Here is a 16,544-nt window from a genome sequence, read left to right on the forward strand (position 1 = left end):
GGATGACTAGTCTGTGAATAGTCGGCCGAGCTTGAGGGGAACTCTGGTGAAAATCCTGCACGTTGTCACGCTCCACACCCCGGACCACGCCTTCGGCGGTCCGACCCGGGTGGCGTTCAACCTCTCCAAGGTCCAGCGGGAGCACGGCGACGACGCACGCGTCATGGCCCTCGGCGACGACTTCCCGAACGGTGAACTGCCCGCGGATGTCGAGGGTGTTCCGGTCCACCTCTTCCAGGCCAGGCACCTGCTCCCGATGTTCGAGGTCAGCGGGATCACCTCCGCCAGGCTGCTGAACACAGCCCGGCGCATGATGCGGGGCGCCGACCTCGTCCACGTCCATCTGATGCGGGACCTGGTGACCCTGCCGGTAGCACTGCTCGCGCTGGCGACCCGTACCCCCCTGGTCGTCCAGACCCACGGCATGATCGACCCCACCGAGAAGAAGGTCGCCCAGCTCACCGACGTCCTCGGCGTCCGCAAGGTGCTGCGTGAGGCGGACGCGGTGCTGCATCTGACCGAGATGGAGCGTCTCGACGTGAACGCCGTCGCCGCCCCCGTCCCGCTCACCCGTACCGTGCGGCTCGTCAACGGGGTCCGCCCGCAGGAGCGAAAGCCCGCCGGTGAGCCCGGCCGTCCTCCCACCGTGCTGTACCTCGCCCGGATCCAGGAGCGCAAGCGGCCCGAGGACTTCGTCGCGGCGATGCCGCACATCCTCGCCCGCCACCCGGACGCCCGCTTCGTGCTGGCCGGTCCGGACACCGGCGCCCTGTCCGGCACCCTCGCACTGGCCCGGAAGCTGGGGGTGGCCGACTCACTCGACCATGTGGGCCCGTTGGAGCACGACGACGTCCTGGCCGCCGACCGCGAGGCCGATGTGTACGTGCTGCCGGCGATCGAGGAGCCCTTCCCCGTCTCCGTGCTGGAGGCGATGTCGGTCGGGACCCCGGTGGTCATCACCCGCACCTGCGGGCAGGCGCCCGACGTGGCGGGGGCGGGGTCCGGCAGGGTGATCGACAGCAGGGTCGGCGAGGACGCCGCCAACGCGCGGAAGGTCGCCGACGCCGTCCTGGAGCTCCTGGAGCCCGAGGCCAACGACCGTGCGGGCAAGGCCGCGTGGAACCTGGTCAACGAGCAGTTCACCATCGAGGCGGTCACCCGCACCCTCCGGCAGACCTACGAGGACGTGGTCGGCCGGAGGGCCAGGTGACTCAACCAGACCTGCCCTCACGTGACTTCAGGGCGATCTGCCACCGGTAGAAGCTCATGGCCAGCGCGAAGTCCAGTCCCGCGCGCCCGTCCAGGAACCCGCGCCGGTAGACGTACATGTAGGCGAACGACACCAGCGGCTTGAACGGCGCCTTGTGGAAGAGCTGCCCCTGACGGGACTTCACCTTCCGCACCTGCTCCTTGACCTCGGGGTGCTGTTCCAGCCACGCCTCCCAGTCCGAGTAGCGGTTGTGGCGCTCGAACCACGCGGTGACCGGGTCGAGATCCTGGTGCTCGATCGGATTGCTCAGCGCCTCCACCGTGGCGGCGACCGGCTGGTAGTGCCCCTCGACCTCACCGATTCCCGGTGCCGCGAGATCCCCCACCTCGGGGTAGTGGCACCGGGTCCGGTCCGTCAGCGACCTCTTGCGGATCGTGTAGCCGTGCCGCAGCCGCTTGCCGGAGAACCAGTAGCCCAGGGGGATGTCGTACGCCGCCGGCTTGGGCGAGGCCGGGTCGGAGAAGATCCGGCGCAGCTCGGCCAGCAGCCCCGGGCTGAGCCGTTCGTCACCGTCGAGCAGCAGGATCCAGTCCAGGTCGGTGCGGACGTTCTCCAGGCACCACTGCTTCTTGCGCGGGTGCCCGCCGTCCCAGGTGTACGTGACCACCTCGGCCCCGCACTCCTCGGCGATCTTCGCCGTGTCGTCGGTGCTGTGGGAGTCCACCACGACGACGGCCTCGAAATGGCCCAGGACCGACTTCACGGCCTCGGCGATGTTCAGGCCCTCGTTCTTCGTGGGGATCGCCACGGCTATGGGCAGTTTGTTCATCCGTTGTCTCCCTGAGGCAGCCAGGCGTAGCAGCCTGTGGAGGTGAAGGTGCGGGCGGTCCGCGGGACGGTGAGGGACACCGGCTTGCCGGTGGACGAGGAGCCTGAGCCCAGTGCCTTGCCGTTCGCGCCGGTCAGCTGCCAGCTGCAGGCGTCGGTGGGGGAGGCGGCCCGGTACCGTCCGGGTCGCAGCGCGCTGCCCTTGTGTGTGCCGTCGGCGTATCCGAGCGCCGCCTCGTCGACCAGGTCCTGGTGCTGGGGGCAGAGGTGGGTCACCGCGGGCTTCGCGTCGGTGACCTCTCCGGAGACGATCGAGCCCACGGCGATGTCCCGGTCGGCCTTGACCAGATAGCGGAGCCGGTCGCAGGTCTCCTGCCCCGTCTGGAGCACCGCTGCCGGATCCATCCCCTTGGGCACGCGGTCGGTCAGATATTCCTTCTGCTTCTTGGTGAAGGACCCGGCGGCCGGGGTGATCTCCCCGGCGGGGGCCTTCGGTGCGGTGCCGGTCTTCTGAGGCTGCGGCGCCGTGGTGCCGGCCGCCGGACCGGCGACGGAGGGCGTGGCGGAGACCGCCGCGGACGGCTTGCTGCCCGCGGCGGTCTCCTTCCCCGTGTCGCCGGACCCGCCGGACGAGCCGCAGCCGGCCAGCACCGCCGCCGCGAGAGCGACGGCGGCGCCGGCCAGGAACGGATGCCTCATTCAGACGTCCTCAGTGCGTAGTGCGCGCTGACCTGGGAACCGCTCAGCGCGGTGGGGTACACGGCGGTCTCGTCGATCTGACCGCCGAAGAAGTTGCTGGTCGGACGGTTCGGCCAGCCGGACAGGTTGTCACCGCCGACCCGCCAGTACCCGGGGTAGTTCTCGTTCCCCGTGTAGAGCGCGTTCGACGCGCGCAGCTGCCCGTCGACGTACAGCGCCATGCCGCCGGTGCCCTGGGTGGCGACGACATGGTGCCACTCGCCGTCGTTGTAGGCCCCGGTGGTGGTCACCGTGCGGTAGCCGCCGCTGTAGACGCCGAAGACCAGCCGCCCGTTGTTGGCCATGTAGACCTGCTTGTCGTACTTGGTGCTGTTCTGCATCGTCAGATTGCCGAACCCGATGATCTTGCCGCCCCTGGTGGTGGTCGTCTTGATCCAGGTCTCCACCGAGAAGCGGGCCGGCTGCGTGTGCGGCTTGTTGCTGTAGGCGTACTCGCTGGAGCCGTCGAAGCCGATGGCGGTCGAGGCACCCGCGATCGCGGCCGGGGTCTGCCGGTAGGCAGGCCCGTTGCGCAGGAATCCGCTGTTCAGTCCGCCCGTGCTGTCCGCCGCGAAGGTGGAGGTGCCCTCGTCGTAGCGCCAGTAGAGCGAGGCGCCGTCGGACAGGACCCGGGCCGGGTAGGCCTGGGTCGAGGAGGCCACGGTGGCGGACTGGGCGGGGGACTTGGCGCTGGTGTTGGTGCCGTCGCTCGCCGTGATGCGGTACGAGTGGGTCTCGCCCGCCGCCACGTCGGTGTCCGTCCACTTCAGCTGCGGACGGTCCCAGAAGACCGAGTACCCCGTGGTGGTGTGGATCGGGGTGCTCGCGCCGTCCTTGTAGATCCGGTAGGTCAGCTCACCGTCGTCGGTGTCGAAGCTGGTCTGCCAGTTCACGTCGATCTGTCCCGGCGTGAGCGTGGTGAGACTGACGTTGGGGACCCAGGGCGTACCGGTGTCGGGACCGTCCGCGAACCGGGTCAGCCCCTGCTGGCCGGCGCTGTTGACGGTGGTGAACTCCCCGCCGACCCAGAGGTAGTGACGGCCGCCCTTGTCGGTCTGCGCCATCACCCGGGGGCCGACCGGCTCACCGATGCCGTCGTTGGTGTCCGGGAACCAGGGCAGGAGCGCCGGGTCGTCCACCGACTGCGCGAGCAGGTGTCTGCGCGGCTGGTCGGGGAATCCCCCCATGCTGGCGCAGTCGTGGGCGTGGCTCCCGCTGTACAGGACGCCCGAGTGGACCAGCACGGCCTGTGTCGCACCCAGGCAGGTGTCCCGCCAGCGCTGCTGGTAGTCGTCCAGGTCGATCGCGATCCGGCCGTCGAACACCCCGCCCCCGGTACCCTCGTTGGCGGTGTACAGCCCGGTCGCGTCGCTCGTCAGGTCCTGCACGGTCGAGGTGTTGGGGATGAACCCCGGATAGCTCTTCGTCAGTGCGCCCGTGGTGGCGTCGACCACGGCCAGGGCGTGCGAAGTGGTCCCGTTGACGGTGAAGAAGTCACCGCCGAGCGCCACGTGCTCACCGTCGGGCGTCACCTGGACGGCCCGCGCCACCTCGTCGGCGTTCGCCGTCCACGGCAGCAGGGCCGCACCGGTGGAGACCGCCGCGAAGTGGTTCCTGGTCTGTCCGCCGACGCTGGTGAAGTCGCCGCCCAGATAGACGGTGTCCGCGGTCACGTCCAGAGCTCTGACCGTCGCCGAGACGGCGATCTTGAAGTTCTGGCGCACCGTGCAGGTCGCGGTGTCGACGGCCGCGATGTTGCTGACACCGACCCCGTTGACCGCCCCGAACTGGCCGCCCGCGTAGAGCGTCCCGCCGTCCGGGGACAGCGCCAGCGCCCGTACCGTCGCCGTCCCGGAGGACAGGGTGAAGGACAGGTCGCATCCGGTCGGCGCGCCCGTCGCGGCGTCGAACGCCGCGAAGTTGACGGCCGGTTCCTCCGAGGTGCCCGCCGGGGCGTCCGGCGGCCGGACGGTGGAGAAGGTGCCTCCGGCGTAGACCACCCCGTCCGCGGCGGCCATCGACCAGACGATTCCGTTGGTCTGCCAGGTGGTGAGGTCGTCCGCGGTGATCGAGACCGGCGGTGTCAGCGCCGCCGCCGGGGACGCACCGGCCGCGGTCGCGGTCAGCGCACCGGCGAACAGGCAGAGTGCGGCGGAGGCTGCCCTTACGCGGCCGCTTCCCCCGGGTCTCCGCCCCGTGCTTGCGTTCATCATTCATCTCCGAAGGTGAGGACGAGCTGCGGCCGGTAGGCCGCTGTTGCCTCGCTCGACCAGAGGCGGAGACTGTCCGTCCCGCCGCTGGTCAGTGCGAGTGAGGTGACGGAGCCCAGGGCTCCGTCCAGCGCCGGCGCGTTCAGTTCCGCCGAGTAGCCGGTGGAGACGGAGGTAGCGCCGGTTATGGTGCCCAGCACGGACGTGGAGAGCGTCGGCCGGGTGTTGTAGGTGACCGCCGATTCGGTCCATGTGCCGGTGACCGGCACGATGCTGTGGCTCTCGGCCGATCCTGCCGTCGAGTCCGACGAGGTACGGAAGGTGAGCCGGGCCCCCGTGAGCACCTGTCCCGCCGGGGCCGCCGGCAGGGCGAAACGCAGATAGCTCAGATAGGCCGTGGTGCCGCGCGAGGCGAGCTGGTTGTCGTTGTAGTTCGTGTTCGCGGAGACGCTGTTGACGTACGCGTCCTCGACGGGCGTCAGGGTGACGGTGCTGCCGCCGGGCCCCGGCGGGGTACCGGCCAGGCCGTGGTGCGCCGCGACCTGCGCGGCGCTCAGCGCCGAGGGGTAGACCGCCGTCTCGTCGACCTGCCCGGCGAAGTAGCCGCTCGTCGGACGGTTCGGCCAGGCGTTGTTCATGGCGTCCCCGCCGACCCGCCAGTACCCGTTGTACGAGCGGTTGCCCGTCGCGGGATTCGTACCGACCGGCTCGCCGTCCACGTACAGGACCATCCCCGACGGCCCCTGGGTGGCGACGACATGGTGCCAGTCGCCGTCGTTGTAGGAGCCCGCGGAGGTGACGGTGGGCCTGCTGCTCCCGCTCTGGACGCCGAAGGTGAGCCTGCCGTCGTCCGTGAGATAGACCAGCTTGTCGGAGATGCTGCTCGTGTGGCCGCGCTCCGTACCGATGTTGTTGCCGTAGCCGATGATCCGGCCGCCCCGCGTCGTCGTGGTGCGGAACCAGGTCTCGACCGAGTACGGGGTCGGCGAGGTGTAGTGGTGCAGCCGGTCGCTGTAGACGTACTCGTCCGTGCCGTTCAGGGAGAGTGCCGTTGATCCCGCCACCGCTGCCGGACTGCTGCGGTAGGAGGGCGCGTTCGTGTACACCCCGCCGTCACGGTTCTCCGAGGCGTCCGCGGCGAAGGCGCCGGAGGCCTCGTCGTACCGCCAGTACAGATCGGCCCCGTCGGCCAGCACCCGCTCCTGGTAGGGGGAGGCGGAGGACGCGGCCGTCACCGAGGCCGCCGGGGACAGCCCGCTGGTGTTCGTGCCGTCGCTCGCCGTGATCCGGTAGCTGTACGTCCGGCCCGCCACCACGTCCCGGTCGGTGAACGTCAACTGGGGCCTGCTGAAGAACAGCGAGGAGCCCGTCGTGGTGTACACCGGGGTCGAACCGCCGTCACGGTAGACCCGGTACGTCAGCAGGCTGTCGTCCAGGTCCAGGGAGCTGCGCCAGCTCACCCGGACCTCGCCGGCCCGTGGCGCCGAGACGCTCACCGCCGGGGCGGCGGGTGCTCCGGTGTCCGGACCGTTCGCGAACCGGGTGAGAGCCTGCTGACCGGTCCCGTTGACGGTGGTGAACTCGCCGCCCACCCAGAGGTAGTCACGCCCACCGCGGGAGGACACCGTCAGCGCGCGCGGTCCCACCGGCTCACCGATACCGTCGTTGGTGTCCGGGAGCCAGCCCAGGAGATCGGGGTCGTCCACGGACTGGGCGGTCAGATGCTTGCGCACCTGGTTGGGGAAGCCGCCCATCGTCGAGCAGTCGTGCACATGACTGCCCGCGTACAGCACCCCCCGGTAGACACGGAGCGCCTGAGTCGCCCCCTGGCAGGTGTCCCGCCAGCGCTGGCCGAAGCCGTCCAGCTCCATGGCGAGCCGCCCGTCGAAGGAGGCACCGCCCGCCCCCTCGCCCGCCGCGTACCAGCCGTCGGACGCCTCGTCCGTGACGATGTCCTTGATGACCGCGGAGGACGGGATGAACGACGCGCCGTAGGCGCGGGTGACGGCGCCGGTGGACGCGCTGGTCACCGCCAGGGCGTGCGACGCGGTCCCACCGACCGTGAAGAAGTCGCCGCCTATCAGCACACTGCCCCCGTCCGGGGTGATCCGCAGGGCGCGGCCCGGTTCGTCGGCGTCCGGGTTCCAGCCGGTCAGCGCACCCGAAGCGGTGACGGCGCCGAAGTAGCGGCGAGCGGTGCCGTTGACCGTCTGGAAGTCGCCGCCCGCGTAGACGGTGCCGTCCTCCGCGACGTCCAGGGCACGGACCGTCGCGCCGAACCCGGGCGCGAATCCCGCCCGCGGCCGGCACGTGGCGATGTCGATCGCGGCCAGGCCGTTGACCGCGGTCCCGTTCACCGTGGTGAAGTAGCCGCCCGCGTAGAGCGTGGACCGGTCGGGGGAGACGGCGAGCGCCCGCACCGTGGCGGTGCCGCTGCTCCGGGTGAAGGAGAGCGAGCAACTGGTGGGAGCCCCGGTGGACGCGTCGAACGCGGCGAAGTTCACCGCCGGTGTCGTGCTGCTCCCGGCGGGAGCCCCGGCCGGCCGGATGCCCGAGAAGGTGCCGCCCGCGAAGACCACGCCATCGGCCTCGGCCAGAGCCCAGACGATCCCGTTGGTCTGGTAGGTGGACAGGTTGTCGGCGGTGAACCCGACCGGCGGGGTGAGCGCGGAGGCCGGCGGAGCACCGGTCGACGAGGCCCCCAGCACACCGGCTGCCAGCGCCAGCACCGAGGCGAACACGCCGCCCCGGGTCCGTCTGAGACGTCCTGGCCCGGTCATCGGTCCACCCGGACCGCGGAACCCGCCAACTGGTCGTTCAGCAGACGGATGTCCGCGTCCACCATGATCCGGGCCAGCTCGCGCGACTTCACCTCCGGCTTCCAGCCGAGGAGTTCCTCCGCCTTGGAGGCGTCACCGATCAGCGCGTCGACCTCGCTGGGACGCTCGTACTTCGGGTCGTACCGTACGTGCTCCGCCCAGTCGAGCCCCGCGTGCTCGAAGGCGTACTCCAGGAACTGCCGGACACTGACGCCCTCGCCGGTCGCCACCACGTAGTCGTCGGGGGTGTCGCACTGGAGCATCCGCCACATCGCCTCCACGTACTCGGGGGCGTACCCCCAGTCGCGTACGGCGTCGAGGTTGCCCAGGTGCAGGCGGTCCTGAAGTCCCGCCTTGATCCTGGCGACCCCACGGGTGATCTTGCGCGTCACGAACGTCTCGCCCCGGCGCGGGGACTCGTGGTTGAACAGGATGCCGTTCGTGGCGAACATCCCGTACGCCTCGCGGTAGTTGACGGTCGCCCAGTAGGAGTAGACCTTGGCCACGCTGTACGGGCTGCGCGGGTGGAAGGGCGTCTTCTCGTTCTGCGGGGGCGGGCTGGCGCCGAACATCTCGGATGAGGACGCCTGGTAGACACGGGTGTCGATGCCGCTGGCACGCACCGCCTCCAGCAGCCGCACCGTGCCGAGCCCGGTGACGTCACCCGTGTACAGAGGGGCGTCGAAGGACACCCGGACATGGGACTGGGCACCCAGGTTGTAGACCTCGTCGGGCTGGATGTCGCGCAGCAGGTTCACCAGCGCCACACCGTCGGAGAGATCGGCGTGGTGGAGCACGAACGAACGGTTCGCCTCCTCGGGGCCCTGGTAGATGTGGTCTATCCGCTCCGTGTTGAAGCTCGACGAGCGGCGTATCAGCCCGTGGACCGTGTACCCCTTCTCGAGCAGCAGCTCCGACAGGTACGAACCGTCCTGTCCGGTCACGCCGGTGATGAGTGCGGTTTTAGCCATGACTCCCCCCTTCTCTGTCCGCCCGTCGGGCGGTTGGTTCACCGAAATTTCTGGATCTGAGCCGAATGCGGCAAAGCGTCACCAGATGGTCGTGCTGCTGGCACAATCCGAGCCATGACGACTGACACCGCCGGCCCGCCCCAGGGCGCCGGCCGCCCCCTGCTGCGCCCGGGCGCCCGCATATTCGTCGCGGGCCACCGTGGCCTCGTCGGCTCCGCCCTCGCCCGCCGCCTGACCGCGGACGGCCATGACGTGATCACCCGTGGGCGGGACGAACTCGACCTGCGCGACGCCGGGCCGACCGAGTCCTTCCTGCGCGAGACCCGTCCGGACGCGGTGGTCCTGGCCGCCGCCAAGGTGGGCGGGATCATGGCCAACAGCACCAGCCCGGTGCAGTTCCTGGAGGACAACCTCCGCATTCAGCTGTCCGTGATCGCCGGCGCGCACGCCGCCGGGATCCCGCGTCTGCTCTTTCTCGGCTCGTCGTGCATCTATCCCAAGCACGCTCCGCAGCCGATCCCCGAGGACGCGCTGCTGACCGGGCCGCTCGAACCGACCAACGAGGCCTACGCGCTCGCCAAGATCGCCGGAATCGTGCAGGTCCAGTCCTACCGCCGGCAGTACGGCGCCTCCTACATCAGCGCCATGCCCACCAACCTCTACGGTCCCGGGGACAACTTCGACCTCGAGACCTCGCACGTCCTGCCCGCCCTGATCCGCCGCTTCCACGAGGCGAAGCGGGACGGTTCGCCGGAGGTCGCGCTGTGGGGCTCCGGCAGTCCTCGCAGGGAGTTCCTCCACGTGGACGACCTCGCGGCCGCCTGCGTACGCCTGCTGGAGGCCTACGACGGTGACGAGCCGGTCAACATCGGCTGCGGCGAGGACCTCACCATCCGCGAACTCGCCGAGACTGTAAGGGATGTGACGGAGTACCAGGGCGAAATCGTCTGGGACACCTCGAAGCCCGACGGGACCCCGCGCAAGCTCCTCGACGTGTCCAGGCTCTCCTCCCTCGGTTTCAAGCCGCAGATCGCCCTGCGGGACGGAATCGCCCGCACCTACGCATGGTGGCTCGACCGGCAGCCCCCCGGGAACTGACCGGCCGGCCGGGCGGCCGCGGAACGCCCTGAACCCGTGCACGCGACCTCCCTCGTGTCCCCCCACCACGTCTCAGTACGCCCCGCGGCCGTCGGTGACGGCGCGCACCGTCCTGGCCAGCAGCCCCAGGTCGGTGGAGACCGACCAGTTGTCCACGTACCAGAGATCCAGCGAAACCGTCTCCTGCCAGGAGAGGTCCGACCGCCCGCTCACCTGCCACAGACCGGTGAGCCCGGGCCGTACGGCCAGGCGCCGCAACTCGCGCTCGTCGTAGCGCGACACCTCCTCGGGAAGCGGGGGACGTGGTCCTACCAGGGACATGTCACCCCGAAGTACGTTGAGGAGCTGGGGCAGCTCGTCGACCGAGGTGCGCCGCAGGGCGTGGCCTATCCGGGTCACCCGGGGATCGCGGCGCATCTTGAACATCGGCCCCTCGCTCTCGTTCGCGGCCGAGAGCTGTTCCCTGCGGGCTTCCGCGTCGGCGACCATCGTGCGGAACTTCCACATGGTGAACGGCCTGTTGTGGCGCCCGTGCCGGGTCTGGCGGTGGAAGACCGGGCCCGGCGACGACAGTCGCACGGCCAGGGCCACCCCGAAGAACACCGGCGCGAGGAACAGCAGCCCCAGCGCCGCGCCCGCCCGGTCGACCACGGTCTTCAGCACGGCCTGCGCGCCGCGCCGCAGCGGTGGCATCACGTGGAGCAGGGTCAGCCCGGCCGCGGACGCCGGACGCACCCGGCCGGCGGCGACCCCCGAGAGATCCGAGAGCACGCACAGGGCGAGCCCGCCGTCGTGAAGTCCCCACGCCAGCCGGCGGAGCCGGTCCTCGTCGAGCCGAGGTCCGGGCGCGACGAGGACCAGGTCCGCGTCATGGGCGAAGGCCCCGCCGAGGACCGTGGACACGTCGTCGTCGGCCGGTTCCGGCGCCAGCCGCCCCGGCACCGCCGTACCGCAGTCCGGGGCCTCCGGGCCGACCGGCACCACGGCCACCGGTGTATACGCGTGGTCCCTGCGGGCGTTGAGCAGGTTCACCGCCCGGTTGAGGCCCGCCACTTCGCCGACCACCAGAACCCGACGGCCCCCCAGCCGTCCGCTGCCGCGCAAGCGGCGTCCCAGCAACCCGAACAGCACGGCCAGCGCCAGACCCGGCACCAGGGCCGCGACCGCGATGGCCGGGTCGAGGTCCCTGCCCGTCAGCGCCACCAGCACGGCAAGCACCCCGGTGAGCGCCAGCCAGTCCCCGAAGGGGGTGTGCGCGGCCCCTGCTTCACCGGGCAGCCGTGGCGCGTATCTGCCGCGTGCCGCGCGCACCCCGGTCCAAATCAGCGCCGCGGTCGCCGCCGCGGTCGCGGGACCCGGCTGGTCACCCGCGTCGAGTACGAGCCAGGCCGGAACCCCCAGGCCCAGCAGATCCGTCAGGGCGAGGAGTGACCCCCTCGGACCCGGAGACTTATTCGTCCGCGGCCACCCCGCGTGATCGCGCCCGACGGTCGTCGGGGCCCTCCACACACGATCCGGGGCCACCGTGCGGTGACGGGACCCGACGGTACGCGGTCGTGGTGCCCCCGCGAGCCCGACGGGCCCGGATATATCCGATTCAGGTATTTCGACATGCCCCATGAACCCCCCAGCCACAGTCGCATCCCCACAAACGGGGCGCATCCGCCGATCTCATGGACTGACGGATGCGCCCTCGCTCGGTGCACGATATCCACACACGTGCCATTTCGCTGGAGTTCTCGTGAAGTTCAGACGGGTGCGGAGGTGTGATCCCGGTCGCCCCGGTCCGGCCTTCGCGGCGGGGGTACGCCCAAAGTAGGGGTGTGGAACCGCTTTCCGGGGAGCGGGCGGCACAGTGCGTCTCGATCGTGACGCACTCGGGGCGCCCAAGGGGGTGTGAAGGGAGCACGTGAGTTGCGCGAAGGCGGTCCGCGCCGGCTCGCGCGCCGGAGCCGCCGGGGCGCGAGTCTGAGCTCCGGCGGCGTATGCCTGAAGGCCGGCACTCCTTCCAGCTTCCCGACCGGCCTGCCGGAACACGTCCCCTGCGAGCTCCGGACACCGCCGAGGAGTGGGTCCCGCGCCACTCTCGCCTGTCAGGCGGCGGACGCAGCCGACCCGGCGGCAGGCTGACGCCATGGGCGGTGGCGTGTCCGAAGCCTGCCGGGTCAGGTGCTGAGTGCGTGTCCGGTCGTCGAGTCGACGTGCTCCGGGATCTCGTCGTGGCGATCGCCCACGGTCGGTGTCCCGGTGGGCTCGAACATGAGGATCGCGGCGCCGGACGGAGCGTGCGGCTTGTGCTCCATGCCTCGGGGGACGGTGAACACCGCCCCCTGTGGGAGCAGCACCGTGCGCTCCCCGTCGGGCTCGCGCAGAGAGATGCGCAGCTCGCCTTCGAGTACCAGGAAGAACTCGTCGGTGTCGTCGTGCACGTGCCAGACGTGTTCGCCCTCGACCTTGGCGATACGAACGTCGTAGTCGTTGACGCGAGTGACGATGCGGGGGCTCCACAAGGCGTCGAAGGAGGCCAGAGCCTGGCTGAGGAGGATGGGTTCGCTGCTCATGTGCTCATCCTGGGCGGTTTCGCATGGCCGCCGTGAGTGCTAGGAATCGCACATGACGAAAGAATCCTCGCATGCGGTTCGCGCGGCGGGCGTACACCGTGTCGTCGTGATCGTGGACGAGAACTCGAACCCCTTCGAGCTCGGCTGCGCTACCGAGGTCTTCGGTCTGCGCCGACCGGAGATCGGCCGTGATCTCTACGACTTCAGGCTCTGTTCGCCCGAGCCCGGCACATTGATGCGAGACGGATTCTTCACGCTCACGGGAGTCGCCGGCCTGGAAGCGGCCGACGCGGCTGACACCTTGATCGTCCCCAACCGGCCGGACACCGAAGTGCCCCGCCGTCCCGCCGTGCTCGACGCCGTCCGCCGGGCACACGCCCGCGGTGCGCGCCTGGTCGGCTTCTGCAGTGGTGCCTTCACACTGGCCGAGGCCGGAGTCCTCGACGGGCGGCGGGCCACCGCGCACTGGCAATGGGCGGATTCCTTCCGGGCCCGCTTCCCCTCCGTCCAGCTCGAAGCGGACGTGCTGTTCGTGGATGACGGTGACATCCTCACCGCTGCGGGCAGTGCGGCCGCGCTCGATCTCGGACTGCATCTGGTCCGCCGCGACCACGGCGCGGAGGTCGCCAACTCCGTGAGCCGACGGCTGGTTTTCGCGGCGCACCGGGACGGTGGGCAGCGGCAGTTCGTGGAGCGTCCCATGCCCGACCTGCCGGACGAGTCCTTGGCACCTGTCCTGGCCTGGGCCCAGGAACGGCTGGACTCACCGCTCACCGTGGCCGGCCTCGCGGCGCGTGCGGCGGTCAGTCCGGCGACGCTGCATCGCCGCTTCCAGGCACAACTGGGCACGACGCCACTGGCGTGGCTGACGGGTGAACGGCTCGCTCTGGCATGCCGGTTGATCGAGCGAGGCGAGTCCCGGTTCGAGGTGGTCGCGCGGCGCAGCGGGCTTGGCACCGCCGCCAATCTGCGTACGCTGATGCGCCGCGAGACCGGTATCACACCATCGGCGTACAGGCGCCGGTTCGGGCCGGAGGCGGACTGACGGCGAGCATCCCCTGCCGAAGAACCACATGTGGTGCCGACAGCCGCCCACCAGGGCCGGTATCGGCTCGGCGCCCGATCTGACACGGATCTTCCTCAACTTCCGCGACCGGCAGCCACATGTCCGATTCCCGCCAGCACCGGGCGCCCGCCGTGCCGCATCCTGGGAGCATGAACCGCGACGACAGCAGGTACCAGGCGGTGAGCAGCCGCGACTCCCGGTTCGACGGCGAGTTCTTCTTCGCCGTGTCCACGACCGGGATCTACTGCCGCCCCAGCTGCCCCGCCACCACGCCCAAGCGTCGGAACGTCACGTTCTTCCCCACCGCGGCCGCCGCGCAGGGTGGCGGATTCCGGGCCTGCCGCCGCTGCCGCCCCGACGCGGTGCCCGGCTCCGCCGACTGGAACGCGCGCGCCGACCTCGTCGGCCGGGCGATGAGACTGATCGGTGACGGGGTCGTCGACCGGGAAGGCGTGGCCGGGCTGGCCGCACGCCTCGGCTACAGCGCCCGTCAGGTCCAGCGTCAGCTGAACGCCGAGGTCGGCGCAGGGCCCATCGCCCTCGCGCGCGCCCAGCGTGCCCACACCGCACGGGTCCTGCTCCAGACCACCGCTCTGCAGGCCGCCGAGGTCGCCTTCGCCGCGGGCTTCGCCAGCATCAGGCAGTTCAACGACACGGTGCGGGAGGTCTACGCGCTCACCCCCGGCGAGCTGCGCGCCGCCCGGCCCGGCCGGGCGGCCCGCTACGGCTCCGTCGGCGCGGCGGACGGGGCGGGAGGAGTGCCGCTGCGCCTCGCCCACCGGGGCCCGTACGCCGCGGCCGAGATCTTCGACCACCTCGGCGCGCGGGCCCTCGCCGGCGCCGAGGAGATGGCGGGCGAGCGGGGCGACCGTACCTACCGGCGGACCCTGACACTGCCGCACGGCACCGGGATCGCCGAGGTCCGCGAGCGGACCGGGGACGGCTGGCTGGACTGCCGGCTGCACCTGGGAGATCTCCGTGACCTGACGACGGCCACCCAGCGGATCCGGCGTCTGTTCGACCTGGACGCCGATCCGTACGCCGTCGCGGAGCGCTTCTGCGCGGACCCCGTGCTGGCCCCGCTCGTCGCCCGCACACCCGGGCTGCGGGCACCCGGGGCCGCGGACGCCCACGAGCTGGCCGTACGGGCGGTCCTCGGGCGGGGACTGTCCGTCGCGGCGGGCCGCAGGCTTGGCGGCGCACTGGTGCACGCCTACGGCGCGCCCCTCCAGGTCCCCAGCGGCGCGCTCACCCGGACGTTCCCCGACACCGCCGTCTTCGCGGACGCCGGCATGGAGGAACTGCCAGGAGTGTCCGGCGCCGCACGTACGACGCTGCGCACCCTCGCGGCAGCCCTGGCCGACGGGCGGATCGAGCTCGACCCGGGCGCCGACCGGGACCGTGCCGAGAAGGACCTCCTGGCTGTGCCCGGGATCGACACCTGGACCGCCGGTTACGTCCGCATGCGTGCGCTCGGGGACCCCGACGTCCTGCTCCGCGGCGGGGCCGCGCCCGGGTCGGCCGACCCCGCGGCATGGCGCCCGTGGCGGACCTACGCGACCCACCACCTGTGGAACGCGGCCGACGAACGACGGCGCACGGGCCGTCGCGGACGCCCTCCACAGGCCGGGGACGCGATGTCCGAAACCCGCCAGCCATCGACCCGTGCCGTCCCGCACAGTGGACGTGCGACGATGAAGAGGGAAGGACCATGACGATGACGCTGTACACGACGATCGACAGCCCGCTCGGCGAGCTGCTGCTGGTGGGCGAGGAGTCGGCCACAGCCGAGGGCGGCACCGCACTCGCCTCTCTCTCCGTGCCCGGCCAGAAGGGCGGCGCGTCCGTCGAGGAAGGCTGGAGCGAGGACGCGCAGGCGTTCGCCACCGTCGCGGCGGAACTGCACGCGTACTTCGAGGGCCGCCGGACCGGCTTCGGCATCGAGTACGCGACCGGCCGGGGAACCGACTTCCAGCGACGCGTCTGGCGGGCGCTCGACGCCATCCCCTACGGCACGACACTCAGCTACGGCGAGATCGCCGAACGTATCGGCGCCCCACGCGCGGCGGTCCGGGCGGTCGGCACGGCGATCGGGGCCAACCCGCTCCTGGTCGTACGCCCCTGCCACCGGGTGATCGCCGCGAGCGGGGCCCTGTCCGGCTACGCCGGTGGCCCGGAGCGCAAGCGGCAGCTGCTGGACCTGGAGAGCGGGCACCGGGCGGCCTGACGGCCACGCGCACGTCCCCGGCAGTACGAGAAAGGCCACCCCATGGATGCCCTCATCCCACGCCCCGCCATGGAGGTCGCGCCCGGAGCGTGGCACGTTCCGGGCTGGCTCGGCCTCGCCCGGCAGCGCGAACTGGTCACGGCGTGCCGCGACTGGGCGACGTGGCCCGTTCCCATCCGGCACACCCGGCTGCCGCGCGGCGGTGTCATGTCGGTGCGGACGGTCTGCGTCGGCTGGCACTGGCAGCCGTACCGGTACACCCGCACCGCGGACGACGTGAACGGCCGGCGCGTCGCCGCGTTCCCGGAATGGATGGCCGACCTGGGCCGCAGCGCCGTCCGCACCGCCTACGGGAACGAGGCGGCAGCCCGGGAGTACCGCCCGGACACCGCTCTGATCAACTTCTACGACGGGCAGGCCCGGATGGGCATGCACCAGGACAAGGACGAGAGGTCGTCCGCCCCGGTCGTCTCGCTGTCCGTCGGGGACACCTGTGTCTTCCGCGTCGGCAACACCGAGACCCGGACCAGGCCGTACACCGACATCGAACTCGCCTCGGGCGACCTGTTCGTCCTCGGCGGCCCGTCGCGTTTCGCCTACCACGGGGTCCCCAAGGTCCTGGAAGGGACGGGCGATCCGGCGACCGGACTGAGGTCGGGGCGGCTGAACATCACCATGCGGGTCACAGGACTCTCCGACGGGACCGCCCCCAGCACGCCGTGACGACCGCGTTGTCAGTGCCGGCACGTAGCTTGATCCATGTTCCGCCGATCGGGCGTGAACAACCCCTCAGCTGTGCATTGGAGATGGCGCGTT

The 16,544-nt window shown here is 71.1% G+C and carries 13 protein-coding genes; 6 read left to right on the top strand and 7 right to left on the bottom strand.

What is annotated here, in order from left to right:
* Nucleotides 1–46 precede the first annotated feature (46 nt).
* Nucleotides 47–1,210, top strand: coding sequence for a glycosyltransferase (locus ACGFNN_RS30625; RefSeq protein WP_393560798.1), 1,164 nt, complete (start codon nt 47–49; stop codon nt 1,208–1,210).
* A 1-nt stretch (nt 1,211) separates the two neighbouring features.
* Here ACGFNN_RS30625 and ACGFNN_RS30630 read toward each other — a convergent pair whose 3' ends face one another.
* Genes ACGFNN_RS30630 through gmd form a run of 5 tightly spaced genes read right to left on the bottom strand, consistent with a single transcriptional unit; the run spans nt 1,212 to nt 8,776 of the window.
* Nucleotides 1,212–2,039 (bottom strand): glycosyltransferase family 2 protein, encoded by an 828-nt coding sequence (locus ACGFNN_RS30630; protein ID WP_393560799.1) that lies wholly within the window; start codon nt 2,037–2,039, stop codon nt 1,212–1,214.
* Nucleotides 2,036–2,737: a hypothetical protein gene (locus tag ACGFNN_RS30635; protein WP_393560801.1), complete on the bottom strand. Its 702-nt coding sequence runs from the start codon at nt 2,735–2,737 to the stop codon at nt 2,036–2,038. The genes ACGFNN_RS30630 and ACGFNN_RS30635 overlap by 4 nt, the downstream gene beginning before the upstream one ends.
* Nucleotides 2,734–4,989 carry a LamG-like jellyroll fold domain-containing protein gene (locus ACGFNN_RS30640; protein ID WP_393560803.1) on the bottom strand — a complete coding sequence of 752 codons (2,256 nt, stop codon included), beginning with the start codon at nt 4,987–4,989 and terminating at the stop codon, nt 2,734–2,736. The genes ACGFNN_RS30635 and ACGFNN_RS30640 overlap by 4 nt, the downstream gene beginning before the upstream one ends.
* On the bottom strand, nt 4,986–7,766 hold the full coding sequence (locus ACGFNN_RS30645; protein ID WP_393560805.1) for a LamG-like jellyroll fold domain-containing protein: 2,781 nt from the start codon (nt 7,764–7,766) through the stop codon (nt 4,986–4,988). The genes ACGFNN_RS30640 and ACGFNN_RS30645 overlap by 4 nt, the downstream gene beginning before the upstream one ends.
* Nucleotides 7,763–8,776, bottom strand: coding sequence for a GDP-mannose 4,6-dehydratase (gene gmd, locus ACGFNN_RS30650; protein ID WP_362539798.1), 1,014 nt, complete (start codon nt 8,774–8,776; stop codon nt 7,763–7,765). Before gmd ends, ACGFNN_RS30645 begins: the two co-directional genes overlap by 4 nt.
* Nucleotides 8,777–8,890: 114 nt before the next feature.
* Between gmd and ACGFNN_RS30655 the strand changes: the two genes are divergently transcribed.
* Nucleotides 8,891–9,874 carry a GDP-L-fucose synthase family protein gene (locus ACGFNN_RS30655; RefSeq protein ID WP_393560807.1) on the top strand — a complete coding sequence of 328 codons (984 nt, stop codon included), beginning with the start codon at nt 8,891–8,893 and terminating at the stop codon, nt 9,872–9,874.
* A 72-nt stretch (nt 9,875–9,946) separates the two neighbouring features.
* Here the strand turns inward: ACGFNN_RS30655 and ACGFNN_RS30660 are convergent, their stop codons facing one another.
* Nucleotides 9,947–11,494, bottom strand: coding sequence for a sugar transferase (locus ACGFNN_RS30660; RefSeq protein ID WP_393560808.1), 1,548 nt, complete (start codon nt 11,492–11,494; stop codon nt 9,947–9,949).
* 545 nt (nt 11,495–12,039) lie between these two features.
* The gene (locus ACGFNN_RS30665; protein WP_393560810.1) at nt 12,040–12,435 is read right to left on the bottom strand and encodes a cupin domain-containing protein; all 396 of its coding nucleotides are present in this window, start codon (nt 12,433–12,435) and stop codon (nt 12,040–12,042) included.
* Between the two features lie 52 nt (nt 12,436–12,487).
* On the opposite strand from ACGFNN_RS30665, the gene ACGFNN_RS30670 reads away from it, so the two are divergent.
* The 4 genes from ACGFNN_RS30670 to ACGFNN_RS30685 all read left to right on the top strand — a co-directional run bounded on the left by ACGFNN_RS30670 (nt 12,488) and on the right by ACGFNN_RS30685 (nt 16,451).
* Nucleotides 12,488–13,480 carry a GlxA family transcriptional regulator gene (locus tag ACGFNN_RS30670; protein ID WP_393560812.1) on the top strand — a complete coding sequence of 331 codons (993 nt, stop codon included), beginning with the start codon at nt 12,488–12,490 and terminating at the stop codon, nt 13,478–13,480.
* A gap of 170 nt (nt 13,481–13,650) precedes the next feature.
* Nucleotides 13,651–15,216: an AlkA N-terminal domain-containing protein gene (locus ACGFNN_RS30675; RefSeq protein ID WP_393560814.1), complete on the top strand. Its 1,566-nt coding sequence runs from the start codon at nt 13,651–13,653 to the stop codon at nt 15,214–15,216.
* 2 nt (nt 15,217–15,218) lie between these two features.
* Complete coding sequence (locus ACGFNN_RS30680; RefSeq protein ID WP_393560854.1) at nt 15,219–15,728, top strand: methylated-DNA--[protein]-cysteine S-methyltransferase; 510 nt, start codon at nt 15,219–15,221, stop codon at nt 15,726–15,728.
* Nucleotides 15,729–15,770: 42 nt separating this feature from the next.
* The gene (locus tag ACGFNN_RS30685) at nt 15,771–16,451 is read left to right on the top strand and encodes an alpha-ketoglutarate-dependent dioxygenase AlkB family protein (protein ID WP_393560816.1); all 681 of its coding nucleotides are present in this window, start codon (nt 15,771–15,773) and stop codon (nt 16,449–16,451) included.
* Nucleotides 16,452–16,544: the final 93 nt, after the last annotated feature.

This window comes from Streptomyces sp. NPDC048590 (genome assembly GCF_043199535.1).
Classification (GTDB): domain Bacteria; phylum Actinomycetota; class Actinomycetes; order Streptomycetales; family Streptomycetaceae; genus Streptomyces.